Origin of the sequence: Streptomyces sp. P17 (assembly GCF_032436805.1) — a bacterium.
Lineage (GTDB): Bacteria > Actinomycetota > Actinomycetes > Streptomycetales > Streptomycetaceae > Streptomyces.
In genome coordinates this window covers 38,786-61,239 of record NZ_JAVRBF010000030.1, presented here as the reverse complement: position 1 = coordinate 61,239, position 22,454 = coordinate 38,786, and the positions used below count along the sequence as shown (strand labels likewise).

The following is a 22,454-nucleotide window of genomic DNA, read 5'->3' as shown; positions in this document are numbered from 1 at the left end:
CTTCAGCCCCTCTGCGGGACGACCTGGAAGTACACCGCGGTCATCACGAAGTTCGTCACGAACAGCAACATGAAGGTGATCACCACCGACTGGTTCACCGCGTCGCCCACACCCTTCGGGCCGCCCTTCGCCGTAAGTCCCTTGTACGAGGCGACGATCGCGGCGATCGCGCCGAAGACCAGTGCCTTGACCTCGGCCGCCCACAGGTCGGAGAGCTGGGCGAGGGTGGTGAAGGAGGCCAGATACGCGCCCGGAGTGCCGTCCTGGAGGACGACGTTGAAGAAGTAGCCGCCCGCCACCCCGACCACCGACACCAGGCCGTTGAGCAGCACCGCCACCAGCATCGAGGCCAGCACGCGCGGCACGACAAGACGGTGGATCGGGTCGATGCCCAGCACCTGCATCGCGTCGATCTCCTCGCGGATCTTCCGCGCCCCGAGGTCCGCGCAGATCGCCGTACCGCCGGCGCCCGCGATCAGCAGCGCGGTCACGATCGGCGAGGCCTCCCGCAGCACCGCGAGCACGGAGGCAGCGCCGGAGAAGGACTGGGCGCCGAGCTGCCGGGTGAGGCTGCCGATCTGGAGGGCGATGACCGCGCCGAAGGGGATGGAGACGAGGGCGGTCGGCAGGATGGTGACGCTGGCGATGAACCAGGCCTGCTGGATGAACTCCCGTACCTGAAAGGGCCGTTTGGGGACGGTCCGTACGACGTCCAGGGCCATCGCGAAGAGGCTGCCGGAGTGGCGCAGCGCGCCGACGGGATCGATGCTCATGCGTGCGCCACCTCCTCCTCCCGCCGCGCGATGGCCTGCCAGCGGGGCGGCCGGGGAATGCCGGGGCTGGGCAGCAGCCGGGGTGTGAGGTGCTCGGGGTCCGTGCTCTCGCCGATCTCGGCCAGCTCCTGCTCGACCTGGGCGGCGTCCTTCTCCTCCGCCATGCCGATCGGCCCCTGCACCCGGCCGTTCAGGAACTGCCGTACGACCGGCTCCTCGCTGGTCAGCAGCTGGTCCCTGGGCCCGAACATCACCAGCTCACGGCGGAACAGCAGCCCGATGTTGTCCGGGACCTGGCGGGCGGAGGCGATGTCGTGCGTGACGATGAGGAAGGTCGCGTCGATCTGGGCGTTGAGGTCGACGATCAGCTGGTTGAGATACGCGACGCGCACCGGGTCGAGTCCCGAGTCCGGCTCGTCGAACAGGATGATCTCCGGATCGAGCACCAGCGCCCGCGCGAGTCCGGCCCGTTTGCGCATACCGCCGGAGATCTCCCCGGGCAGCTTCTCCTCGGCCCCGATCAGACCGACCATGTCCATCTTCTCGAGGACGATCCGCCGGATCTCGCTCTCCGGCTTACGGGTGTGCTCGCGCAGCGGGAAGGCGATGTTGTCGTACAGGTTCATCGAGCCGAACAGCGCGCCGTCCTGGAACAGCACCCCGAACAGCTTCCGCACCTCGTACAGGTCGTGCTCGCGGAGCTCGGTGATGTCCCGGCCCTGGATCGTGATCGAGCCGCGCTCTGGCTTGAGCAGTCCGACGAGCGTCTTGAGGAACACCGACTTGCCCGTGCCCGACGGGCCGAGCATCACCGAGACCTCCCCGGCGGGCAGCGTCAGCGAGACGTCCTGCCAGATGACCTGGTGACCGAAGGACTTGGTCAGCCCTTCCACACAGATCTCGACACCCATCCGGTCCACCCTTCAGCCCCTGGAGCAGCTCTGACATCTGCTCTACGGGGAGGGGCGGGGCGTCCGTCGCGGCGGAGGCGACTTTTTTTTGCGGACGGGTGGCGAGAGCGTTACGGCAGGGGCGCCGGCGTGGGCAACTCCGATCCGGGTGCCCCACGCCGCGGGGCTGTCCCCTGGCCATCGGCGTCCGGCCGGGCCTTACGGCAGGGAGCTCACGGGTGCTGCCGGGGTATCCGGCGTCGTGGATGTGTCCGGGAGCTCCGCAAGGCCCGGCGCGGTGCGCGGGAGGTCGCTTGTGTCCGGGGCCGCGGGGATGCCGGGCAGCTCGGGGACGTCGGGCACCGTCGGCACCTCGGGCGCAGGCAGCTCCGGGGCGGAGGACAGGGGAACCTCCGGCAACGACGGCACCGACAGCGGCAGCAGCGGACGGTCGGCCGGTCTCCGGGGCGCCGTCGGGGCGGCGGACGTCGAGGTGGCCGGCCGCCGGCGCGCGTCGGGGGAGGCCCCGCGGCCCTCGGTGTCCGGCCGCTGCCACGCCTCCGGGACCGGGGAGACGGAGGTCCGGGGCGCCGTGCCGGGCCCGCCCCCGGCGTCGGCGTACGGCAGGACGAACCCCGCCACCGCCAGGGTCGCCGCCGTCGACGCCAGCACCACGGCCTGCGCCTGCGACGCCCCGCGCGGCCTGCCCCGGCCCCACAGGAACAGGGCGAGCCCGAGCGTGCCGGCCAGCGAGTTGCGCAGCGTCCGGCGGGCCCGGGCCAGCAGCGACTCGACCGTCCGGTAGCTCAGGCCCATCTCCACGGCGACCTGGCCCACATCCAGGTCCTGCGACTTCAGCCGCAGCGCCTCGGCCTGGCGCGCGGGCAGCTCCCCGCTGCGTACGGCCAGCCAGCGGGCCTCCGCCCGGTCGCACACGGCCTCCTCGACCGGCACCGGTCCCGGTGCCACCAGCGTGGGGCTGGTGCGCACCTCGGCCTCGCGGTTGACCTGCCGGTACCGGTCGACGCACAGCCGTATCGTCACCGTCGTCAGCCAGGCGGCGAGCCGCTCGTCGTCCAGGTCGGGGCGCTCCGCCGCGCGCAGCATCGCCTCGTGCACGGCGTCCTCGGCGTCCTCCAGGGACATCGACCTGCGGCGGGCCACCTTGAGCAGCTGCTCACGGTGGCTCCACATGCGCTCCCACCGGTCGTGGGCCGCCTGTATCTCCGCGGGCATGTCCATCGCCATGAGGGCCCCTTCGCGCTCACCCGCCGGTCACGTGCGCCCGGCGGGGGGCGACATTACCGCCCGGTAGCGCCGGTTGTGGAGGGGGTGGCGAGCATCGACTCGTCATCGTTGCCGGGCAGCACGTCGTCGCCGGACAGGACGACTCCGGGATCGGGCAGGGGGAGCGAGGGACCCGGCGACGGCTCGGCGGCCGGTGTGCTGCGCGTCGGCCGCGGGTCTGCCGGGGACGCGGACGGGGACGGGGACGGCGTACGGGATCCGGCGTCCGTCGGGCGGGCACTCGGCGTGGGGGACGGATCGCGCCGTGCCGGCTCGGAGCCCTCGGGTTCCGGGCTCGTACCGCCCGCCGCCGAGATGTCGGGCACCACCCGGTGCCCTTCCAGGAAGTACGCGAACCAGGCCCGGACCGTCCGCAGATACGCCGTCGAGCGGTTGTAGCCGAGGATCGCCGCGTCCAGGTCGCCCGGCACGGACAGATCCCGTCCGCCCGCGCACAGGTAGCGTCCGGCGGCGAGCGCGGCGTCGAAGACGTTGTGCGGGTCGGCCCGCCCGTCGCCGTTGCCGTCCGCGCCCCAGACCGCCCAGGTCGAGGGGATGAACTGCATCGGGCCCACCGCGCGGTCGTACCCGGTGTCCCCGTCGTACGCCCCGCCGTCGCTGTCCCGGATCAGCGCGAAGCGGACGCCGTCAAGACGTGGGCCGAGGATCGGGGTCAGGGTCGTACCGTCCGAAGTCAGCCGTCCGCCGCCCGCCTGACCGGACTCCACCTGGCCGATCGCGGCCAGCAGCTGCCACCGCAGCCGGCAGCCGGGCGCGGAGCCTTGGAGGCGCGCCCCGGCCCGGCGGTAGGCGGCGAACACGCTCGCCGGCAGAGCGCCGCCCCCCGGTGACTCCGCCGCCTGCCGCTCCCGGGCGGCTCGCAACGGCGGCAGACCGGTCCGGTACGGGCCGTCCCCGGACACGCCGGGCTCCCGCCCGGCGGGTACGGCGGCCCGCGCCTCACCGGCCCCCGGCGCCTGGGACGCGGTCAGCGCCGCCATCGCCGCCGCCGCGACCGCCGTACCCCTGAACCCTCTGCCCCAGTGCCCTGCCATGTCGTGATCCCCTCCCTGTCGCGCTCTCGTCGTCTGCTCTACGTGGTGGGGAGGCGGGTCCGTCGCGGAGATCCGGTGACCGCGCGGGCTGCCCGGAAATCCACCCGGGGCGTTAGGTTGAGCGCGTGCGACTGAGAGTGGAATTCACGACCGAACCCTTCGACCTCGACGAGGCTCCCGCGCACGCCCTGGTGGCCCGCGAGGTCATCGAGGCGGCCGAGCTGGACGCGGTGGACGTCGGCCCGTTCGGGAACACCGCGGAGGGCAGCGCCGACGCCGTCCTCACCGCCGTGGACGCGCTGCTGCGCAAGACCTTGGAGTCGGGCGCCACCCGCGTCTCGCTCCAGGTCAATGTGATCGGGGAGGGGGAGCGGTGAACGAGGAGCCCTTCATCGCGGCCGTGAAGCCGCTGGTCGACGCCATGGGCGGCGAGATGGTCCCGCCGGACGAGGCGGGCCCCGACGATGTCGTGCTCGCCTGGGAGGGCTCCGACGTCGTCGCCGTACGCCTGCCGCAGCTCGCGGACTCCCTGGACCACATCCTGGCCGCCATGGAGCGCAGGAAGGGCAAGCCGCTCGCCGACCTCGACCGCAAGTCCAAGCAGGAGATCGTACGGATACTTGAGGCGCGCGGCGCCTTCTCCGTGCGGCACGGGGTGGAGACCGTGGCCGGCGCGCTCGGCGTCAGCCGCTTCACCGTCTACAACTACCTGAACCGTGAGAAGGGCGCCTGACGGGGGAGCCAGGGTTTCGACGGGGGGCGTCCGGGTTTTCGTCACCCGGAATTTTCAACAAAGTGTTGACGTGGTGTCCCGGAGGGCGTTAGCTAGCCGCAGCCCGTTCAGCACAAGGCCACGGAGGCTCCCGTGACGTCCACATCCACGCCGGGCCTGGCCCGGTTCAACGCCCTGGAGGAGCACGCGGCCTTCGCCGCGCTCCACGAGGCGTGCGCCTCCCGGGCGTGGGCCGAGCGGCTCCTCGCCGCCCGCCCGTACGCCACCGTGGAGGCCCTCTACACCGCCAGCGACGCCGCCATGGCCGAGCTGACCACCGCGGACCTCCAAGAGGCGATGGCCGGCCACCCGCCGATCGGCCGCCCCAAGCCCGGCGACCCGGCCTCGGCCCGCGAACAGCGCGGCATGGCCGGCGCCTCCGAGGAGCTGAGGGCCGAGATGCTCGAACTGAACCTGGCCTACCAGGACAAGTTCGGCCATGTCTTCCTCATCTGCGCCACCGGCCGGACCGGCGAGCAGATGCGTGACGCGGTCAAGGAACGGATCGGCAACTCGCCGGAGCAGGAGCGCGAGATCGTCCGCACCGAGCTGGGCAAGATCAACCGCATCCGACTGGCCCGACTCGTCGAAGAGGACTGACGCAGCATGAGCACCAGCACCACCGCATCGGTGTCCACGCACATCCTGGACACCAGCATCGGCCGCCCCGCCGAGGCCGTCGCCGTCCAGCTCTCCGCTCGCAGCGGCCGGGATGCTGAGTGGCGGGAGCTCGGCGGCTCGGCGACCGACGCCGACGGCCGGTGCAAGGACCTCCCGGCGCTGCCGGAGGGGACCACACACGTACGGCTCGACTTCGCCGTCGAGGCGTATTTCTTGCAGTTCGAGAAGAAGCAAGCCGATGCGCAGCAGGACGCCCCCGCGAATCGGGACAGCGGTGCGTTTTTCCCAGAGGTAGCGATCACCTTCGCCGTCAAGCCCGGCGAGCACTACCACGTACCGCTGCTGCTCAACCCGTTCGGCTACTCCGTTTACCGAGGGAGCTAGCAGAAGATGCCCACGATCCTGGGACAGAACCAGTACGGCAAGGCCGAGAACCGAGTCGTAAAGATCACGCGGGACGGCGCCACCCATCACATCAAGGACCTGAACGTATCCGTGGCGCTGAGCGGCGACATGGAGGAGGTCCACTACTCCGGCTCCAACGCCAACGTCCTGCCGACCGACACCACCAAGAACACGGTGTACGCGTTCGCCAAGGAGTACGGCATCGAGTCGGCCGAGCAGTTCGGCATCCACCTCGCCCGACACTTCGTGACCTCGCAGGAGCCGATCAAGACCGCGCGGATCCGCATCGAGGAGTACGCCTGGGAGCGGATCGAGACCTCCGACGCCAACTCCAGGTTCATCGGCGCCGACGAGGTCAAGCACTCCTTCGTGCGCAAGGGCCAGGAGACCCGCGTCACCCAGATCACCTACGACGGTGAGAACTGGGAGGTCATCTCGGGTCTGAAGGACCTGATCGTGATGAACTCGACCAACTCCGAGTTCTGGGGCTACGTCAAGGACAAGTACACGACCCTCCAGGAGGCCTACGACCGGATCCTCGCGACCCAGGTCTCCGGCCGCTGGCGGTTCAACTGGACCGACGACGAGCAGAAGATGCCCCACTGGGAGAAGTCCTACGAGCAGGTGAAGAAGCACATGCTCCAGGCCTTCGCCGAGACGTACTCGCTCTCGCTGCAGCAGACGCTGTACCAGATGGGCGCGCGCATCATCAACAGCCGCAGCGAGATCGACGAGGTCCGCTTCTCGCTCCCGAACAAGCACCACTTCCTGGTGGACCTGGAGCCGTTCGGGCTCAAGAACGACAACGAGGTCTACTACGCCGCCGACCGGCCGTACGGGCTGATCGAGGCGACGATCCTGCGGGACGGCTGCGAGCCGAAGATCCCCGTGGACCTCACCAACCTCTGATCAACTCCATTTGCGGCACCCGCGGCCCGCCTGGGCGGGCCGCGGCACTCAAATCCCGGGGTCCTGCCGTGCCCACTCCACACAGCGCAAAGGACGAATCATGGCAGCAGCCGAGCGCATCGTCATCGAGAACTGTTCGATCGCGACCGTCGACGCGAGCGACACCGAGTACGCGAGCGGACACCTCGTCATCGCCGGCAACCGCATCGAGACGCTCGGCGCGGGCAAGGCCCCCGAGGGCCTGGAGAACGTCGTACGACGCATCGACGCCACCGGCCACCTCGTGACCCCCGGCCTGGTCAACACCCACCACCACTTCTACCAGTGGATCACCCGGGGCCTGGCCACCGACCACAACCTGTTCAACTGGCTGGTGGCCCTGTACCCGACCTGGGCGCGCATCGACGAGCAGATGACCTACTCGGCCGCGCAGGGCTCGCTGGCCATGATGGCCCGCGGCGGTGTCACCACCGCCATGGACCACCACTACGTCTTCCCGCACGGCTCCGGCGACCTGTCAGGATCGATCATCCGCGCCGCCCGTGAGACGGGCGTCCGCTTCACCCTCGCCCGCGGCTCGATGGACCGCAGCGAGAAGGACGGCGGTCTGCCCCCGGACTTCGCCGTCGAGACCCTGGACGGCGCGCTCGCCGCGACCGAGGCCACCGTCAAGGAGCACCACGACGCCTCCTTCGACGCGATGACCCAGGTCGCCGTCGCGCCCTGCTCCCCCTTCTCCGTCTCCACCGAACTGCTGCGCCAGGGCGCCGAACTCGCCCGCAGCCTCGGCGTACGGCTGCACACCCACGGCTCGGAGACGGTCGAGGAGGAGAAGTTCTGCCACGAGCTGTTCGGCATGGGCCCGACCGACTACTTCGAGTCCACGGGCTGGCTCGGTGAGGACGTGTGGATGGCGCACTGCGTCCACATGAACGACTCCGACATCGCCGCCTTCGCCCGGACGAAGACCGGTGTCGCCCACTGTCCCTCGTCCAACGCCCGGCTCGCGGCCGGTATCGCCCGCGTCCCCGACATGCTGGCGGCCGGCGTCCCGGTCGGCCTCGGCGTCGACGGTACGGCGTCCAACGAGTCCGGTGAGCTGCACACCGAGCTGCGCAACGCCCTGCTCATCAACCGCCTCGGCGCGCACCGGGAAGCGGCGTTGAACGCCCGCCAGGCGCTGCGCCTCGGCACCTACGGCGGCGCCCAGGTCCTGGGCCGTTCCTCGCAGATCGGTTCCCTGGAGCCGGGCAAGCTCGCCGACCTGGTGCTGTGGAAGCTCGACACGCTGGCCCACGCCTCGATCGCCGACCCGGTGACCGCGCTGGTCTTCGGCGCGGCGGCTCCGGTCACCGCCTCCTTCGTCAACGGCGAGCAGATCGTGGAGGACAACCGGCTGCTCACCGTCGACGAGGACGCCATCGCCCGCTCCACGCGGGAGCAGGCGCAGCGCCTGGCGCGGATCGCCGCGCGGGGCTGACCAGTTGAAGATCTCCGGTCGGGGGGGACGGCCCTCGACCGGTGGCCGTGGACCCGAGCGGGGTCCATGGCGGCCGTCTCCGGGGCGTGCATGGACGTGTGCGCCCCGGAACGGTTGACCGTCACCTCTTTATCGCTTCACCGCTTTATCGCTTCAACGGTCCCGCACGACCGCGCATCACCTCCTTGAAACCCACGTCAGAGCCGACGTGCTGTTAACCGACCGGAGGAGCCGCCCGTGTCCGCCCACCCCGTCGACGAGAAACTCCCCGCCGCCAAAATGGCGACGACCGGCCTGCAACATGTGGCCGCCATGTACGCGGGCGTCGTCGCCCCACCCCTGATCGTTGGCGCGGCCATCGGCTTGTCCGGCACCGAACTGACCTTCCTCACCGGCGCCTGCCTGTTCACCGCGGGCCTCGCCACCTTCCTCCAGACCCTCGGGATCTGGAAGATCGGCGCCCGGCTGCCCTTCGTCAACGGCGTCACCTTCGCCGGTGTCGCCCCCATGACCGCGATCGTCGCCTCCACTGACGACAAGTCCGACGCGCTGCCGATCATCTTCGGGGCGGTGATCGTCGCGGGCGTCCTGGGCTTCATAGCGGCCCCGTTCTTCAGCAAGATGGTCCGCTTCTTCCCACCGGTGGTGACCGGCACGGTGATCACGCTGATCGGCGTGTCCCTGCTCCCGGTGGCCTTCGGCTGGGCGCAGGGCCCCAACCCGGCGGCGGGCGACTACGGTTCGAGCACGAATCTGACGCTGGCGGCGGTGACGCTGCTGCTGGTCCTGCTGCTGCGCCGCTTCACGCGCGGCTTCGTCAAGCAGATCGCGGTGCTGCTGGGCCTGGTCGGGGGCACCCTGATCGCCATCCCCTTCGGTGTCACGGACTTCGGCCCGGTGGCGGACGCGGATGTGATCGGCTTCCCGACGCCCTTCCACTTCGGCGCACCGCAGTTCCAGATCGCCGCGATCGTCTCGATGATCGTGGTGATGGTGGTCTCGATGACCGAATCGACCGCGGACATGCTGGCGTTGGGCGAGATCGTGGACCGTCCGGCGGACGAGAAGACGATCGCGGCGGGCCTGCGCGCCGACACCCTCGGCTCGGCGATCAGCCCGCTCTTCAACGGCTTCATGTGCAGCGCCTTCGCCCAGAACATCGGCCTGGTCGCGATGACGAAGATCCGCAGCCGCTACGTCGTGGCAGCGGGCGGTGGCTTCCTCGTCCTGATGGGCCTGTGCCCGATGGCCGCCTCGCTGATCGCCGTCGTACCGCGCCCGGTGCTGGGCGGAGCGGGCGTGGTGCTGTTCGGCTCGGTGGCGGCGAGCGGCATCCAGACCCTGGTCCGCGCCGGCCTGGAGAAGGACAACAATGTCCTGATCGTGGCCGTCTCCCTGGCGGTGGGCATCATCCCGATCTCCGCCCCGGAGTTCTACCACTCCTTCCCGGAGACCGCCCGGATCGTCCTGGACTCGGGCATCTCGACGGGCTGTGTGGTGGCGGTCCTGCTGAACCTGGTCTTCAACCACCTGGGCAAGGACCGCGACGCCGAGGATGTCACCCACCCGATGGAAGCGGGTGAGGAGCTCACCGGCTCGGCCCGGACGGCCCCGGCCACGCCATGAGGTTGGCGAACAGCTCGGCCTGTTCGATCGCGTCGTCCAGGGCGTGATGCGTGTGGCGCCGCCTGCTCAGCAGGTGGCGCGGCATCGCGCCCTTGGCGACGGCCCGCAGGGGCAGCCCGGCCTTGGTCGCGTAGAGGGTCTTCATGTCGAGACACCCGGAGTGCCCGAAGGGACTGCTCCCGGTGAACCGGATGAGGTACCAGTACAGAAAGGAACGCCGTTCCGGTGAGCAACTCGCCGTATCCCAGCACCCGCTGGATGTACGGAGCCCCGATGAACTGGAATCCGTCCATCCACGGGGAGGTGTCCGCGGTGCCCCGGGACGGCGGGGGCCTGACGGTGACGGTGACGCTGCCCCGGGACGCGGGGGCTCAGAGTCCGAACAGGCTCGGGTCGGTCGCCAGTTCCTTGAAGTAGTCCTGCGGGTTCGCCACCATCCGGCGTGCCGTCAGATCCAGCAGCCCGCCGACCGCGGTGAGTTCGGCCGCCACGGTGCCGTCCGCCTTCGTGATGGTCTGCTCGATGCGGAACGTCTTGCCCCCGCCCCACTCGAAGGCGCACGACACCTCGACCTCGTCACCGGCCAGGAGCTCACGCCTGTAGCGGATGGTGGTCTCCAGGGCGACGGGGCCGACCCCCTTGGAGATCAGTCCCGCCTGGCTGATTCCCGCCGCCTGGAGCAGCGACCAGCGGGCGTGCTCGGCGTAGTTGATGTACACGCTCTGGTTGAGGTGGCCCTGTACGTCGGTCTCGTATCCACGGACGGTGATCCGGACGGAGAACGGCTCGCTCACGAACTTCCTCTTCTCGTCATCGATGCCCTGTGCAGCGATCGTGGCATCTTCCTCACGTCCGGCGCGGGGAAGCCAGCAGATATCGTGCGCGGGTGCGAGGATCGGTGTGCTCGCTCACCTGCCAGCCTCCCTTCTCCAACGTCGCCGCGCACGCGCCCAGTTCCTCGGGGTCGGGTTGGTGCACGGCCACCGCTTCCGGCTGGGGGGTCGCGCGCACCCGGTAGCCGTCGCCACCGTCCGCTCCGGCCGGCGGATGCCCGGCCGCCTCCAGCGCCAGCGCGGCGGCCTGCACCAGATGCGTACGCTCCCAGCCGCACGGCCGGTCGGTCGCGCCGTCCGGGTTGGTCATCCGGCGCAGCTCCACCAGCCCTTCCCAGGCGCTGCGCACCTCGCGGACGCGGGCCGGACCGGCCGGCGGAGGCTCCTCCTCGCCCCCGATGCGCGCGGCGAACACCCCGGTCGCCGTCGTGGCGGCGGGCGCCTCCACGGCCGTATCGCCCGCCGCCTCCCGTATCCGATGCCCCGCCGGGGTCAGAAAGTGATCGTGCGGCGGGCGGGGATGCCGGAAGGCGAGTCCGTGCTTCACCAGGGCCGCGAGCTGGGTCTCCGTACCACTGTGCAGGCGCCCGGTCACCGGGTCGGCGGAGTCGATCACCCGCCGCTGGGCGGCGGTCGGCGGTCGTGTCACGGCGGGCCCCTTTCCAGCAGATGTGCCACCGCTTCGAAGGCTACGACCCGGGTCTGACATTCCACCCCGCGATCACCGGCCGCCCGTGCTCGGTGCCGAGCCGGCACACGGTCCCGGTGGCCAGCTGGAACAGCGCGCCGTCCGCCGGGGGCAGCCCGAGCCGCCGTGCCGTGAGCACCCGGAGGAAGTGACCGTGCGCCACCAGGACCACGACCCCCTCGGTGCTGGCGAGCGCCGCGTCCACCTTGGCGAGCATCCGGTCGGCGCGCTCCCCGACCTGCGCCGGGCTCTCCCCGGGGTGTTCCGGCGGCCCCGGCGCGACCCCGTCGGTGAACAGGAACCAGCCGGGCCGCTCCCGCTGGATCGCGAGGGTGGTGACGCCCTCGTACCCGCCGTAGTCCCACTCCCGCAGATCCGGATCGATCCGCGTCTCGGTCAGCCCGATCAGCTCGGCCGTCTCCCGGGCCCGCTGGAGCGGGCTGACGAACGCCGCCCCGATCCGATGCGAGCGGATCAACGGCACCAGCCGCCGCGCCTCCTCCCGCCCGTGCTCGGTCAGCGGAACATCCGTCAGGCCGGTGTGCCGCCCCGACCTGGACCACGCGGTCTCACCATGGCGCACGAGCAGAAGATCACCCATGCCTCACAGGCTATGGGCCCACAGCTCCAACCGCGCGAACTCGGCCTGCCTGAGCCCCAGGCGCGGATCGATCCGCAGCAGCAGCGCCGGCCCGTCGTGGTGCTCGGCGACATGCGCCACGTCCCGGTCGGTGACCATGTCGTCGGCCCACACGAACGGCCGTCCGGCCGCCCAGGCCACGACCTGCCGGGTCTTCCAGTACAGCCCTTCGGGGTCCTTGGCGAACAGGTCCGTGAACTCGATGACCGGCAGATCCCCGGGCAGCCCGATCACCGGCGCGATCATCTCGTTCGCCTCGTGCATCCAGGTGGTCGCCCAGGCCAGCTCGTACGGCAGGCCGAGCAGCCGCGCTCCGTGCCCGGGGTGCAGCCGTACCCGAAGCCCACGGCGCAGCCGCCGCGACCCGGGGGTCTGCCGGGCCGACCAGCCCGAGGGGTGCAGTCGCCGGGTCACATAGCCGCGGTGCCGGGTGAAGACGGCCCGGTACGGATTGAGGGGGCCGTCGACGTCGAGGAGTAACAGGGGGCGGTCGCTCATGGGCGATGACCTACCCGCCCGCTACTGCCGGTACCCGCTCAGGAACCGGCCGATCCGGCCGATCGCCGCCTCCAGGTCCTCGGCGTGCGGCAGGGTGAGGATGCGGAAGTGGTCGGGGGTGGGCCAGTTGAAGCCCGTGCCCTGGACCACCTGGATCTTCTCCCGCAGCAGCAGGTCCAGGACGAACCTCTCGTCGTCGTGGATCTTGTGGACCTTGGGGTCGAGGCGCGGGAAGGCGTACAGCGAGCCCTTCGGCTTCACGCATGACACCCCGGGGATGTCGTTGAGCTTCTCCCAGGCCACGTTGCGCTGTTCGTGCAGGCGTCCGCCGGGGGCGGTCAGTTCGTGGATGGACTGGCGGCCGCCCAGCGCGGCCTGGATGGCGTACTGCGCGGGCGCGTTGGCGCACAGCCGCATGGAGGCCAGCATGGTCAGGCCCTCCAGGTAGTTCCTGGCGTGCTGCTTGGGGCCGGTGACGACCAGCCAGCCCGAGCGGAAACCCGCCACCCGGTACGTCTTCGACAGCCCGCAGAAGGTGAGGACCACCAGGTCGGGCGCGAGCGCCGCGGCCGAGTGGTGGACCGCGTCGTCGTAAAGGATCTGGTCGTAGATCTCGTCCGCGAAGACCATCAGGCCGTGGCGCCGGGCGAGGTCGAGGATGCCCTCGATGATCTCCTTGGGGTAGACCGCGCCCGTGGGGTTGTTGGGGTTGATGATGACCACGGCCTTGGTGCGGTCCGTGATCTTCGACGCCATGTCGTCCAGGTCCGGGTACCAGTCGGCCTGTTCGTCGCAGAGGTAGTGGACCGCCTTGCCGCCCGCGAGGGTGGTGACGGCCGTCCAGAGGGGGAAGTCCGGGGCCGGGATCAGGACCTCGTCGCCGTCCTCGACCAGAGCGGTCACGGCCATCGAGATCAGCTCGGAGATGCCGTTGCCGAGGAAGACGTCGTCGACGTCGACCTCCAGACCCAGGGTCTGGTAGCGCCCGGCGACGGCCCGGCGGGCGGAGAGGACGCCCCGCGAGTCCGTGTAGCCGTGCGCCTGGGGGAGCATCCGGATCATGTCCTGGAGGATCTCCTCCGGCGCCTCGAAGCCGAAGAGCGCGGGGTTGCCGGTGTTCAGGCGCAGCACACTGTGGCCCGCCTTCTCCAGCGCGTCGGCGTGCTCGATCACCGGGCCGCGGATCTCGTAACAGACCTCGCTGAGCTTGTTCGACTGCCGGAACTCCATGCGCCCCTCCAGTATCTGGTGTCACTTGGTTTTACCAAGTTCAAGCTTGGAAAGTCCAATGACATGTCTAGACTGCGTCCCATGTCACCACGCCGAAGCTACGACCAGTACTGTTCCGCCGCCCGCGCCCTCGATGTCGTCGGCGACCGCTGGACCCTGCTGATCGTCCGCGAACTGCTGGCAGGACCGCGCCGCTACACCGACCTGCACGCGGATCTGCCGGGCGTGAGCACCGACGTACTCGCCTCACGGCTGAAGGACATGGAACGCGACGGGCTCACGACCCGGCGCCGACTGCCGCCGCCCGGAGTGGCCTACGTATACGAACTCGCCCCGCGCGGACGGGAGTTGCTCCCCGTCCTCCAGGCCCTCGGGACCTGGGGCCAGGCCGAGCTCGGCGAGCGCAGGCCGACGGATGCCGTACGCGCCCACTGGTTCGCGCTGCCGCTCCTCAGGGCCCTGGAGGGGGAGGGTCTTGTCGAAGTGCGGCTGGAGGAGGGGGAGTTCCATCTGCGGGTCGGCGCCGAGGAGGGGCCCGTGTACGGCGACGGCCCCGCGCCCGGCGAGCCCGATGCCCGCCTTGCCCTGGACACCGGCACCTGTACGGCCGTGGCGCGGGGGGAGTCGAGCGTGTTGGACGCGGTACGGGACGGGCGGATCACGGTGAGCGGCGACGGGACGCTCGCGAAGTCCCTGCGGGAGGCATAGCGAAGGGCCCGCCGCACCGACGTGCGACGAGCCCCCGCCCGAACGGGTCAGACCCCCGGCGGACGTCCCGGGCCGCGGGTCAGCGCATACCCGCCGATCCCCGCCAGCGCGGCCAGCACACCGCCCACCGCGGTCCACACCCAGCGGTCGGACCACCAGCCGGACGACCAGCCGTCGTTCGGATCGATGCTGGAGAGCACGGCCGAGTCCGCCGCCGAGTCCTCCGCCTCGGACTTCATCGCGACCCCCGGCACCAGCGGCTCCGCCAGCGAACCGTCCACCGCCGCCGCGCCGCCGATGTCCTGGGAGTCGACCCGTACCGAGGCGTCCACCGGCAGGCCCAGGTCGCCCGTCGCGAGGTTCACCACGGTCAGCCGGAGGTAATACGTGCCCGGCAGCGGATCGCCCGCCCACGGCTCCGACCAGGCGCGCACCGTGCGCATGACGCAGGTCAGCTCCACGGACGCGGCGTCCGCGGCGGCGGTGCGGGTCTGGGCGCCGTACTGGCAGGCCTGACGGCGCCGCAGTCCGTCGTAGACGTCGACCTGCCAGGTCTCGGCGGCGTGGGTCTCGGGGAGCTTCACCGTCGCCTTGACGGTGGGGCGCTGTCCCGCGTCCGCCGGGAAGGACCAGTACAGGTAGTCACCCGCCGATCCGCTCGCGGTGGCCTCCTGGCCCTGCTCGATCTCCGTCGCCGTACGGAAGGAGGTGCCCGCCTCGGTCGGTGCCCCGGCCGCGAGGGCGGGAGCCGCCGCGAGCCCCAGCATCAGCAGGGCCGTGGTCAACGTACGTGTGATCCGCATCAGTTGGTTCTCCAGACCGCGACCCGCCAGCGTGACACCCAGCCCCAGATCAGCCCGGCGAGGAAGCCGGTCAGGATCAGCGCGCCGAGCAGCCACCAACCGCGCCCGAGCCCGAAGGAGGCCACATCGCCCGACTCCGACGGACCGTCGACGACGTCCACGGTCAGCTCCAGCGGCAGCCCCGGTGTGGTCTTCACACCCGAGGCGGCCGAGAAGGAGTGGGTGACTTGCAGGCATACAGCCTCGGTCGAAGCCTCGTCGTTGTCCGCCTTCGGATAGCGCACGCCCGTCGAGACCACGTCCGTACGGCCGTTGCCCGCCGCCTCGCCGCGCACGATCTCCCGGCCGTGCACGGTCACCGCCCGCAGCAGCACCCCGTACGACGGGTTCACCGCCCGGTCCGCGCCCACGCTCACCGAGGCGCGCAGCTCCTGCCCCGGCTCGACGTCCACCCGGTACCAGCGCTGCTGCCCGAACTCCTCGCGGTCGGTGTACAGACCGGACTTCAGGGTGGGCGCCTTCGCGCACTGGTCGGCGCCCTCGGTCGCCACCGGCGTCACCACCGGGTCGGCCGCCCGGTCCACCAACTGGTTGACCCGGTCGGTGAGTTCGTCGGTGTGCTCCACCGAGGTGTAGGTGCCGCCCGTCGCCTCCGCGATACAGCTCAGCTGCTGCCGCATCCTGGTGTTCGGGACCAGTCCGAGGGTGTCGATGGTCAGCCCGATGCCCTTGGCCGCGATCTCCCGCGCCACCTCGCACGGGTCCAGCGGGGCGCAGGTGTCCTCGCCGTCGCTGATCAGCACGATGCGCTTGGAGCCGGTGCCGCCGTCGAGGTCGTCGGCCGCCTTCAGCAGCGCCGGACCGATCGGGGTCCAGCCGGTGGGCGTGAGAGTCGCCACCGCGGTCTTGGCCTCGGTGCGGTCCAGCGGGCCGACCGGGTAGAGCTGCGCGGTGTCCTTGCAGCCCGTCTTCTGGTTGTCGCCCGGGTAGTTGGCGCCGAGCGTCCGGATGCCGAGCTGGACCTCCTCGGGTGTGGCGTCGAGCACCTCGTTGAAGGCCTGCTTCGCCGCGGCCATCCGGGACTGGCCGTCGATGTCCCGAGCCCGCATGGAACCGCTGACGTCGAGCACGAGGTTCACCTTCGGTGCGTCCTCGCCCGTGGGTTCGCCGGCCGCCGCCCCGGCCGGGAACGCCACCCCGGCCGTCAGCGCGGCGAGCAGGGCACAGGCCCCCGCCGCCAGCCGTGTTCTTGTGATCATCGGCGGATCTTATTGATCAGAGGTGCCCCGCTCCAAAACGGCCCCTCAGCACAGGGGGTTGGGCAGCCGCGCCCACTGGTCCCCGGGTGTCCGCGGCGACAGCCGCATCAGCGTCAGCGCCTTCGCGGGCAGCGGCTCCTCGCGCAGTACGGCGAGATCGGGCGAGCGCGGCAGATCCCGTACGGCCGTCTCCAGCGCCCCGCGCAGGGCCGGCGCCGAACCCGCCGTGCCGGCGAGCGCGCCCGCCACCAGCGAGCCGAACAGCTTGCGGCGCAGCGTGGTCTCGTCGTCCGTGACGATCCGGCCGGTCAGCTCGGGCACCGGGATGCCGTGCCGGGCCAGCCGGGCCGGGCTGATCCGGATGTCGGCGAGGTCGCGGTAGACCAGGCGCAGCGGGGTGCCGTCCGCGTCCAGCACGACGAGCAGGTTCTGGCCGTGCGCCTCCAGGGCCACGCCCAGCTCCAGCAGCCGCAGCCCGACGGTGAGGGCGAGCCGCGCGAAGGAGGCCAGCCAGTCGGCGGAGTCGGGCAGTTCGGTGGTGGTGAGCGCCGCCACCGGAACCACACGCTCACCCGGACCGGCGTACTCCCGCGGCGATTCGCGCAGCACGGCCGCCAGATCGGGGGAGTCCGCGGTCGCCGCGCCCAGGGTGCGGGTGATGTGCAGCAGCCCGTCCGTGCGCGCGGCCAGGGACTCCGCGAACGCGGACAGGGTCGCCGAGAGGGCGATGGAGTACACGGAGATGTCCCGCACCGAGGACGTCAGCCGGGCGCTCAGCGCCGTCTTGACGTGCGGTCCGCCGGGCAGCGCCAGCGTGCGCAGGGACATCAGCGGATGCGCGCCGGAGATCCCGCGCTCACCGGGGCGCTTGAGCACATGCGCCGCCTGCCAGGGATGCACCGGCAGCAACAGCCGCTCCCCGTCCGTGAGTTCCTCCGGCCAGGAGCCGGACAGCAGACACTCGGCCGCCGGTACGGGCCACAGGCCCAGCTCCACCAGCGGCCGGTGCTCGGGCCCGTACGCGAGCTGCTCGGCCACCGAGAAGCCGGGCCGGGAGCGGCAGTTGGGGTGGTACGGATGGCCGTCCACCACTCGCTGCTCCCACTCCCAGTCGTTGACCGGCCACTCTTTCGTGGCATCCGGCTGCCCGGCCCTGGACAGCGCCAACGAGGCCACGCTGTGCCCGAGTTCGGCCACGAACGCCGTACCGTCCGCGACGCCCAGGCCCTTCATCAGCGGCGCCGGAGCGTCGTGCACCGTCTCGTCCAGCCGTACGGCGGTGACATAGGCGGCGGTGCTGTACGGGTCCGCGTGCGGGCCGTGCAGGCGGCGACCGTCGGCCAGGCGCAGGGTGAGGCCCTCCCGGCCGCTCTCCCGGGCCGTGATCCAGGGCAGCGGCTCATGGGCGAGCGCCCGCCACAGCCGGGTCAGCACGGCCGCCCGGGCGCCGGGCAGCTCGGCCGCGTACCGGGACGCCAGACCGGGGCGGACATCGGCCAACTCGGCCGCTACCTCGGCCTCGGCGGTGAGGGGACGGTGCACGGTCGGGCTCCTCGGGTACGAGTTGGGGGTCAGGCCGGGCGGCGACGACAGACATACTGATCTTCTCCGCCCGAACGGACCGTAGAGAACGAGTGAAACGCGTGGACCTCATGCCCCCGCCCGCCGACGCCGACGCCGAAACCCGCGCCGACGCCTTCGCGGCGGCGCCGCTGCTCAACTGCCTGCTGCGGGAGGTGGCACAACCGGCCGGACCCCAGGTGTACCGGCTGCCCAGCGGGCGGCTGCTGCGGGTGAGCGGCGGGCGCCGGCCGGCCGGCCCCGAGGTGTACGCGGACGGCGGCTGGCTCCGCGTCGGCCACGCCGAACTGGTGAAACTCGTCGCCGAGGAACTGCGTCGGCACACCGGCCTGGACAACCACGAACTGCCGGCCGAGATGGTCGACAGCCGGGACACGGTCGCGGCCCTGCTCACCGCGCGGGCCCGCGCTACCCCGCCCGCCGACCCGTATCTGCTCTCCGAGCAGTCGCTCGTCACCGGCCACCCGCACCACCCGGCCCCGAAGGCGCGCGGGGGTGGCCCGGTCGCGGGCTGGCTGCCGTACGCGCCCGAGGCGTACGCCCGCTTCCCGCTGGTGCTGCTCGGGGTGCGTGAGGACACGGTCGTCGAGGAGGGCGACACCGCCGCCCTGGACGCCCTCGGCGAGGCACCGCCCGGCTACCGGCTGCTGCCCGCCCACCCCTGGCAGCTCGACCTCGTGGACCTCGGCCGGGCCTTCGCCGACGGCCGTCTGATCCGGCTCGGCACTACCGGCTTCGAGACCTGGCCCACGGCCGCGATCCGCACGGTGTACGCACCCGAGCGCGATCTGTTCCTGAAGTTCAGCCTCGATGTGCGCATCACCAACGACATCCGCCGGCTCTGGCGCCACGACCTGCTGAAACTCCGGCGCACGGACGCGGCCGTCACCGCCGCCTTCGCGTCCGGTCCCGGCGCCTGGCTCAGCGACCGCGGCTACCGCACGGGCGACTTCGCCTTCGAGGAACTGGCCGTCCTCGTCCGCGACGGCTTCCATGCCCACCTGCGCCCCGGAGCCACCCCGCTGCTCGCGGCGGGCCTGGTGGAGGGCTTCCCGGGCAGTCCGCTCGACACCGCCGAGGACCCGTCGGCCTGGTGGGACGCCTACCTGGGCGCGGTCGTACCGCCCGCCCTCACGGCCTTCGCGGACCACGGCGTCGTACTCGAAGCGCACCTGCAGAACACCCTGGTCGCGGTCGACGCCGACGGCACCCCGGTGCAGGCGCTGTTCCGGGACGCCGAGGGCGTGAAGCTGCCGGCCGACGTGGACCGGGCCGCCGGATGGGAGCGGCTGGTGTACTGCCTGGTGGTCAACCACCTGTGGGAGATGGCCGCGGCCCTCGCGGAGCGTCACCCCGGCCTCGACCCCTGGCCCGCCGTGCGCCGTGCCCTCGCCGCCCATGACCTCCCCGAGATCCCCGTCCTGCTCAGCGCCCCCACCCTCCCCGGCAAGACCAACCTCCTGCTGCGCTGGACCGGCGCCGACGGAGCCGCCGCCCGCTACCGGCCCCTGCCCAGCCCACTGCGCTGATCTACCCTTGCCGGTGTGCTGCGTGACGTGACTGCTGTTCGATACGTGACCCCCCTGCGGTCGGGAGGCTCCGTGCCCGCGGTCGTCGAGGCCGACGACCTGGGCACCTACGTCGTGAAGTTCACCGGTTCCGCGCAGGGACGCAAGGCGCTGGTCGCCGAGGTGATCGTCGGCGAACTGGCGCGCGCCCTCGGGCTGCGCTTCCCCGAGCTGGTCCTCGTGCACTTCGACCCGGCGATCGCGGACAGCGAGCCCCACCAGGAGGTACGGGAACTCCACGGCGCGAGCGCGGGCGTCAATCTGGGGATGGACCATCTGCCGGGTGCGAAGGACTTCACGCCCGAGATCGCCAAGGTGTTCGAGGTCGATCCGCTGGAGGCGGGCCGGATCATCTGGCTGGACGCCCTCACCGTCAACGTCGACCGCACGGTCCACAGCTCGAACCTGATGGTCTGGCCCACGTTCGGCATCGCGCCCCCGCGCCTGTGGCTGATCGACCACGGCGCCGCCCTCGTCTTCCACCACCGCTGGGACACCTCCGACCCCGCGAAGGCCTACGACTTCCGCCATCACGCCCTCGGCCACTGCACGCCGGACACTCGCGCCGCCGACGCGGAGCTCGCGCCGAAGGTCACCGAGGAGCTGCTGCGCGCGATCACGGCCGAGGTGCCGGACGCCTGGCTGCTGGACGAGCCCGGCTTCGCCACCGCCGAGCAGGCCCGGTTGGCGTACGTCGGCTATCTCCACGCGCGCGTACGGAGCTCCGCGTCGTGGCTGCCCACGGATTTCCCCACCCGGGAGGAACTCGCCGCCGAGGAAGCCCGGCGCGCGGCGAAGACACAGGAAGGCCGGCCGAACTGGCTGAAGCGGGTGCCCGACCTGCACGGCGAACCGGCGGCGGAACAGGATTGGCCGGTGCACCTCGGATGAGCCCCGTCGTACAGATCGAGTACTGCACCCAGTGCCGCTGGCTGCCCCGCGCGGCCTGGCTGGCGCAGGAGCTGCTCACCACCTTCGAGGCGGAGCTGGACGAGCTGTCCCTCAAGCCCGGCACCGGCGGCGTCTTCGTCGTCCGGGTCGACGACGAGATCGTCTGGGACCGCCGTGAGCAGGGCTTCCCGGAACCGACGGCCGTGAAGCAGGCCGTACGCGACCGAGTGGCCCCGGGAAAGTCCCTGGGCCACTCGGACAAGGCATCGCCGGAGTAGCTCAGCCCGTGAGCTGCTCGTACGCCGGGAGCGTCAGGAAGTCCGCGTAGTCGGCGTCGAGGGAGACCTGGAGCAGCAGGTCGTGCGCCTGCTGCCAGTGTCCGGCCGCGAAGGCCTCCTCGCCGAGCTCGCGCCTGATGTTCTCCAGCTCCTCGGCGGCGACCTTGCGGGCCAGCTCGGGGGTGGCCTTCTCGCCGTTCTCGAACTCCACGCCCGCGTTGATCCACTGCCAGATCTGCGAGCGGGAGATCTCGGCGGTGGCCGCGTCCTCCATCAGGTTGAAGATGGCGACGGCGCCGAGCCCGCGCAGCCAGGCCTCGATGTAACGGATGCCCACCTGAACGGCGTTGACCAGGCCGTCGTACGTCGGCTTGGCCTTGAGCGAGTCGATCGCGATCAGGTCGGCCGCCTTGACGTCGACGTCCTCGCGCAGCCGGTCCTTCTGGTTGGGCTTGTCGCCGAGGACCGCGTCGAAGGAGGCCATGGCGATCGGCACCAGGTCGGGGTGGGCGACCCACGAGCCGTCGAAACCGTCGTTCGCCTCGCGGTCCTTGTCCGCCTTCACCTTCTCGAAGGCGACCTTGTTGACCTCCTCGTCCCGGCGGGACGGGATGAAGGCCGCCATACCGCCGATGGCGTGCGCGCCGCGCTTGTGGCAGGTGCGGACGAGGAGTTCGGTGTACGCCCGCATGAACGGGGCCGTCATCGTGACCGCGTTGCGGTCCGGCAGGACGAACTTGGCGCCGCCGTCACGGAAGTTCTTGACGATGGAGAACAGGTAGTCCCAGCGGCCCGCGTTCAGTCCCGAGGCGTGGTCGCGGAGTTCGTAGAGGATCTCCTCCATCTCGTACGCGGCCGTGATCGTCTCGATCAGCACCGTGGCGCGGATGGTGCCCTGGGGGATGCCGACGTAGTCCTGCGCGAAGACGAACACGTCGTTCCAGAGGCGGGCCTCCAGGTGCGACTCGGTCTTCGGGAGGTAGAAGTACGGGCCCTTGCCGAGGTCGAGGAGGCGCTGGGCGTTGTGGAAGAAGTACAGGCCGAAGTCGACGAAGGCGCCGGGGACTTGCTGGCCGTCGATCTGGAGGTGACGCTCGTTGAGGTGCCAGCCACGCGGCCGCATGACGACCGTGGCGAGGTCCTTCTCGGCCTTGAGCGCATACGACTTACCGGACTTCGGGTCGGTGAAGTCGATGCTCCGGGTGTAGGCGTCGATCAGGTTGAGCTGGCCGAGGATCACGTTCTCCCAGGTGGGAGCCGAGGCGTCCTCGAAGTCGGCGAGCCAGACCCTGGCGCCCGAGTTGAGGGCGTTGATGGTCATCTTGCGGTCGGTGGGGCCGGTGATCTCCACGCGCCGGTCGTTCAGGGCGGCGGGGGCCGGGGCCACCTTCCAGGAGTCGTCCGCGCGGATCGCGGCGGTCTCCGGGAGGAAGTCGAGAGTGGAGGTGCGGGCGATCTCGGCGCGGCGCTCCGCACGGCGGGCGAGGAGTTCTTCACGCCGGGGCGTGAACCGGCGGTGCAACTCGGCCACGAAGGCGAGGGCCGCGTCGGTGAGGACCTCCTCCTGCCGGGGCAGGGGCTCGGCGTCGACGATGGCCAGCGGGGACGGCGCTGGTGCGGACATGAGCTGTCACTTCCTTCAGCGGTGGCACCGGGTGC

At 71.2% G+C, this 22,454-nt stretch carries 25 protein-coding genes; 11 read left to right on the top strand and 14 right to left on the bottom strand.

Going from position 1 to position 22,454, the window contains the following annotated elements:
* Nucleotides 1–2: 2 nt before the first annotated feature.
* The 4 genes from RMT89_RS20595 to RMT89_RS20580 all read right to left on the bottom strand — a co-directional run bounded on the left by RMT89_RS20595 (nt 3) and on the right by RMT89_RS20580 (nt 4,005).
* The gene (locus RMT89_RS20595; protein WP_315885207.1) at nt 3–773 is read right to left on the bottom strand and encodes an ABC transporter permease; all 771 of its coding nucleotides are present in this window, start codon (nt 771–773) and stop codon (nt 3–5) included.
* On the bottom strand, nt 770–1,684 hold the full coding sequence (locus RMT89_RS20590; protein WP_315885206.1) for an ABC transporter ATP-binding protein: 915 nt from the start codon (nt 1,682–1,684) through the stop codon (nt 770–772). The genes RMT89_RS20595 and RMT89_RS20590 overlap by 4 nt, the downstream gene beginning before the upstream one ends.
* A gap of 198 nt (nt 1,685–1,882) precedes the next feature.
* On the bottom strand, nt 1,883–2,911 hold the full coding sequence (locus RMT89_RS20585; protein WP_315885205.1) for a sigma-70 family RNA polymerase sigma factor: 1,029 nt from the start codon (nt 2,909–2,911) through the stop codon (nt 1,883–1,885).
* Between the two features lie 53 nt (nt 2,912–2,964).
* Nucleotides 2,965–4,005 (bottom strand): lytic transglycosylase domain-containing protein, encoded by a 1,041-nt coding sequence (locus RMT89_RS20580; RefSeq protein ID WP_315885204.1) that lies wholly within the window; start codon nt 4,003–4,005, stop codon nt 2,965–2,967.
* Nucleotides 4,006–4,130: 125 nt separating this feature from the next.
* On the opposite strand from RMT89_RS20580, the gene RMT89_RS20575 reads away from it, so the two are divergent.
* The 7 genes from RMT89_RS20575 to RMT89_RS20545 all read left to right on the top strand — a co-directional run bounded on the left by RMT89_RS20575 (nt 4,131) and on the right by RMT89_RS20545 (nt 9,818).
* Nucleotides 4,131–4,382: a hypothetical protein gene (locus tag RMT89_RS20575; RefSeq protein WP_315885203.1), complete on the top strand. Its 252-nt coding sequence runs from the start codon at nt 4,131–4,133 to the stop codon at nt 4,380–4,382.
* Nucleotides 4,383–4,426: 44 nt separating this feature from the next.
* Nucleotides 4,427–4,738 carry a helix-turn-helix domain-containing protein gene (locus tag RMT89_RS20570; protein ID WP_315885241.1) on the top strand — a complete coding sequence of 104 codons (312 nt, stop codon included), beginning with the start codon at nt 4,427–4,429 and terminating at the stop codon, nt 4,736–4,738.
* A 132-nt stretch (nt 4,739–4,870) separates the two neighbouring features.
* Nucleotides 4,871–5,377, top strand: coding sequence for a 2-oxo-4-hydroxy-4-carboxy-5-ureidoimidazoline decarboxylase (gene uraD / locus RMT89_RS20565; RefSeq protein ID WP_315885202.1), 507 nt, complete (start codon nt 4,871–4,873; stop codon nt 5,375–5,377).
* A 6-nt stretch (nt 5,378–5,383) separates the two neighbouring features.
* A complete protein-coding gene (gene uraH / locus RMT89_RS20560) occupies nt 5,384–5,782 on the top strand; it encodes a hydroxyisourate hydrolase (protein WP_315885201.1) in 399 nt (132 codons plus the stop codon).
* Between the two features lie 6 nt (nt 5,783–5,788).
* Nucleotides 5,789–6,712 carry a factor-independent urate hydroxylase gene (gene pucL / locus RMT89_RS20555; protein WP_315885200.1) on the top strand — a complete coding sequence of 308 codons (924 nt, stop codon included), beginning with the start codon at nt 5,789–5,791 and terminating at the stop codon, nt 6,710–6,712.
* Between the two features lie 100 nt (nt 6,713–6,812).
* Nucleotides 6,813–8,192 (top strand): 8-oxoguanine deaminase, encoded by a 1,380-nt coding sequence (locus tag RMT89_RS20550; RefSeq protein ID WP_315885199.1) that lies wholly within the window; start codon nt 6,813–6,815, stop codon nt 8,190–8,192.
* A 237-nt stretch (nt 8,193–8,429) separates the two neighbouring features.
* The gene (locus RMT89_RS20545) at nt 8,430–9,818 is read left to right on the top strand and encodes a nucleobase:cation symporter-2 family protein (RefSeq protein ID WP_315885198.1); all 1,389 of its coding nucleotides are present in this window, start codon (nt 8,430–8,432) and stop codon (nt 9,816–9,818) included.
* Here the strand turns inward: RMT89_RS20545 and RMT89_RS20540 are convergent.
* From RMT89_RS20540 to RMT89_RS20515, 6 genes are all read right to left on the bottom strand, one after another.
* Nucleotides 9,781–9,963, bottom strand: a complete 183-nt coding sequence (locus tag RMT89_RS20540) for a hypothetical protein (RefSeq protein ID WP_315885244.1) — start codon at nt 9,961–9,963, stop codon at nt 9,781–9,783. The two genes, RMT89_RS20545 and RMT89_RS20540, sit on opposite strands and share 38 nt — an antisense overlap.
* 226 nt (nt 9,964–10,189) lie before the next feature.
* Complete coding sequence (locus RMT89_RS20535) at nt 10,190–10,612, bottom strand: acyl-CoA thioesterase (RefSeq protein WP_315885197.1); 423 nt, start codon at nt 10,610–10,612, stop codon at nt 10,190–10,192.
* 52 nt (nt 10,613–10,664) lie between these two features.
* Nucleotides 10,665–11,300: a hypothetical protein gene (locus tag RMT89_RS20530; RefSeq protein ID WP_315885196.1), complete on the bottom strand. Its 636-nt coding sequence runs from the start codon at nt 11,298–11,300 to the stop codon at nt 10,665–10,667.
* Between the two features lie 40 nt (nt 11,301–11,340).
* The gene (locus RMT89_RS20525) at nt 11,341–11,940 is read right to left on the bottom strand and encodes a histidine phosphatase family protein (protein WP_315885195.1); all 600 of its coding nucleotides are present in this window, start codon (nt 11,938–11,940) and stop codon (nt 11,341–11,343) included.
* Nucleotides 11,941–11,943: 3 nt separating this feature from the next.
* Complete coding sequence (locus RMT89_RS20520) at nt 11,944–12,477, bottom strand: HAD domain-containing protein (RefSeq protein WP_315885194.1); 534 nt, start codon at nt 12,475–12,477, stop codon at nt 11,944–11,946.
* 21 nt (nt 12,478–12,498) lie between these two features.
* On the bottom strand, nt 12,499–13,707 hold the full coding sequence (locus RMT89_RS20515; protein ID WP_315885193.1) for a pyridoxal phosphate-dependent aminotransferase: 1,209 nt from the start codon (nt 13,705–13,707) through the stop codon (nt 12,499–12,501).
* Nucleotides 13,708–13,788: 81 nt separating this feature from the next.
* On the opposite strand from RMT89_RS20515, the gene RMT89_RS20510 reads away from it, so the two are divergent.
* Nucleotides 13,789–14,415, top strand: coding sequence for a helix-turn-helix domain-containing protein (locus RMT89_RS20510; RefSeq protein WP_315885192.1), 627 nt, complete (start codon nt 13,789–13,791; stop codon nt 14,413–14,415).
* A gap of 47 nt (nt 14,416–14,462) precedes the next feature.
* Here RMT89_RS20510 and RMT89_RS20505 read toward each other — a convergent pair whose 3' ends face one another.
* From RMT89_RS20505 to RMT89_RS20495, 3 genes are read right to left on the bottom strand one after another with little or no spacing between them, the layout of a single operon-like run.
* Nucleotides 14,463–15,218 carry a hypothetical protein gene (locus tag RMT89_RS20505; RefSeq protein WP_315885191.1) on the bottom strand — a complete coding sequence of 252 codons (756 nt, stop codon included), beginning with the start codon at nt 15,216–15,218 and terminating at the stop codon, nt 14,463–14,465.
* A complete protein-coding gene (locus RMT89_RS20500; RefSeq protein WP_315885190.1) occupies nt 15,218–16,477 on the bottom strand; it encodes a VWA domain-containing protein in 1,260 nt (419 codons plus the stop codon). The genes RMT89_RS20505 and RMT89_RS20500 overlap by 1 nt, the downstream gene beginning before the upstream one ends.
* A 45-nt stretch (nt 16,478–16,522) precedes the next feature.
* Nucleotides 16,523–18,019 (bottom strand): IucA/IucC family protein, encoded by a 1,497-nt coding sequence (locus RMT89_RS20495; RefSeq protein WP_315885189.1) that lies wholly within the window; start codon nt 18,017–18,019, stop codon nt 16,523–16,525.
* A 92-nt stretch (nt 18,020–18,111) separates the two neighbouring features.
* Between RMT89_RS20495 and RMT89_RS20490 the strand changes: the two genes are divergently transcribed.
* From RMT89_RS20490 to RMT89_RS20480, 3 genes are read left to right on the top strand one after another with little or no spacing between them, the layout of a single operon-like run.
* Nucleotides 18,112–19,587 carry an IucA/IucC family protein gene (locus RMT89_RS20490; protein WP_399498441.1) on the top strand — a complete coding sequence of 492 codons (1,476 nt, stop codon included), beginning with the start codon at nt 18,112–18,114 and terminating at the stop codon, nt 19,585–19,587.
* Between the two features lie 15 nt (nt 19,588–19,602).
* Nucleotides 19,603–20,517 (top strand): HipA family kinase, encoded by a 915-nt coding sequence (locus RMT89_RS20485; RefSeq protein ID WP_315885188.1) that lies wholly within the window; start codon nt 19,603–19,605, stop codon nt 20,515–20,517.
* Entirely contained in the window at nt 20,514–20,795 is a 282-nt protein-coding gene (locus RMT89_RS20480; RefSeq protein WP_315885187.1) for a SelT/SelW/SelH family protein, read from the top strand. The genes RMT89_RS20485 and RMT89_RS20480 overlap by 4 nt, the downstream gene beginning before the upstream one ends.
* Nucleotide 20,796: 1 nt before the next feature.
* Here RMT89_RS20480 and aceB read toward each other — a convergent pair whose 3' ends face one another.
* A complete protein-coding gene (gene aceB / locus RMT89_RS20475; RefSeq protein WP_315885186.1) occupies nt 20,797–22,419 on the bottom strand; it encodes a malate synthase A in 1,623 nt (540 codons plus the stop codon).
* Between the last annotated feature and the right edge of the window lie 35 nt (nt 22,420–22,454).

Bases quoted from the DNA above. Each gene is read 5' to 3' on its own strand.
- RMT89_RS20520 (WP_315885194.1), bottom strand. From the start codon at position 12,477: ATGAGCGACCGCCCCCTGTTACTCCTCGACGTCGACGGCCCCCTCAAT.
- RMT89_RS20585 (WP_315885205.1), bottom strand. From the start codon at position 2,911: ATGGCGATGGACATGCCCGCGGAGATACAGGCGGCCCACGACCGGTGG.
- RMT89_RS20515 (WP_315885193.1), bottom strand. From the start codon at position 13,707: ATGGAGTTCCGGCAGTCGAACAAGCTCAGCGAGGTCTGTTACGAGATC.
- RMT89_RS20500 (WP_315885190.1), bottom strand. From the start codon at position 16,477: ATGATCACAAGAACACGGCTGGCGGCGGGGGCCTGTGCCCTGCTCGCC.
- aceB (WP_315885186.1), bottom strand. From the start codon at position 22,419: ATGTCCGCACCAGCGCCGTCCCCGCTGGCCATCGTCGACGCCGAGCCC.
- RMT89_RS20540 (WP_315885244.1), bottom strand. From the start codon at position 9,963: ATGAAGACCCTCTACGCGACCAAGGCCGGGCTGCCCCTGCGGGCCGTC.
- RMT89_RS20580 (WP_315885204.1), bottom strand. From the start codon at position 4,005: ATGGCAGGGCACTGGGGCAGAGGGTTCAGGGGTACGGCGGTCGCGGCG.
- RMT89_RS20505 (WP_315885191.1), bottom strand. From the start codon at position 15,218: ATGCGGATCACACGTACGTTGACCACGGCCCTGCTGATGCTGGGGCTC.
- RMT89_RS20595 (WP_315885207.1), bottom strand. From the start codon at position 773: ATGAGCATCGATCCCGTCGGCGCGCTGCGCCACTCCGGCAGCCTCTTC.
- RMT89_RS20550 (WP_315885199.1), top strand. From the start codon at position 6,813: ATGGCAGCAGCCGAGCGCATCGTCATCGAGAACTGTTCGATCGCGACC.
- RMT89_RS20480 (WP_315885187.1), top strand. From the start codon at position 20,514: ATGAGCCCCGTCGTACAGATCGAGTACTGCACCCAGTGCCGCTGGCTG.
- pucL (WP_315885200.1), top strand. From the start codon at position 5,789: ATGCCCACGATCCTGGGACAGAACCAGTACGGCAAGGCCGAGAACCGA.
- RMT89_RS20590 (WP_315885206.1), bottom strand. From the start codon at position 1,684: ATGGGTGTCGAGATCTGTGTGGAAGGGCTGACCAAGTCCTTCGGTCAC.
- RMT89_RS20510 (WP_315885192.1), top strand. From the start codon at position 13,789: ATGTCACCACGCCGAAGCTACGACCAGTACTGTTCCGCCGCCCGCGCC.
- uraH (WP_315885201.1), top strand. From the start codon at position 5,384: ATGAGCACCAGCACCACCGCATCGGTGTCCACGCACATCCTGGACACC.
- RMT89_RS20570 (WP_315885241.1), top strand. From the start codon at position 4,427: ATGGGCGGCGAGATGGTCCCGCCGGACGAGGCGGGCCCCGACGATGTC.
- RMT89_RS20525 (WP_315885195.1), bottom strand. From the start codon at position 11,940: ATGGGTGATCTTCTGCTCGTGCGCCATGGTGAGACCGCGTGGTCCAGG.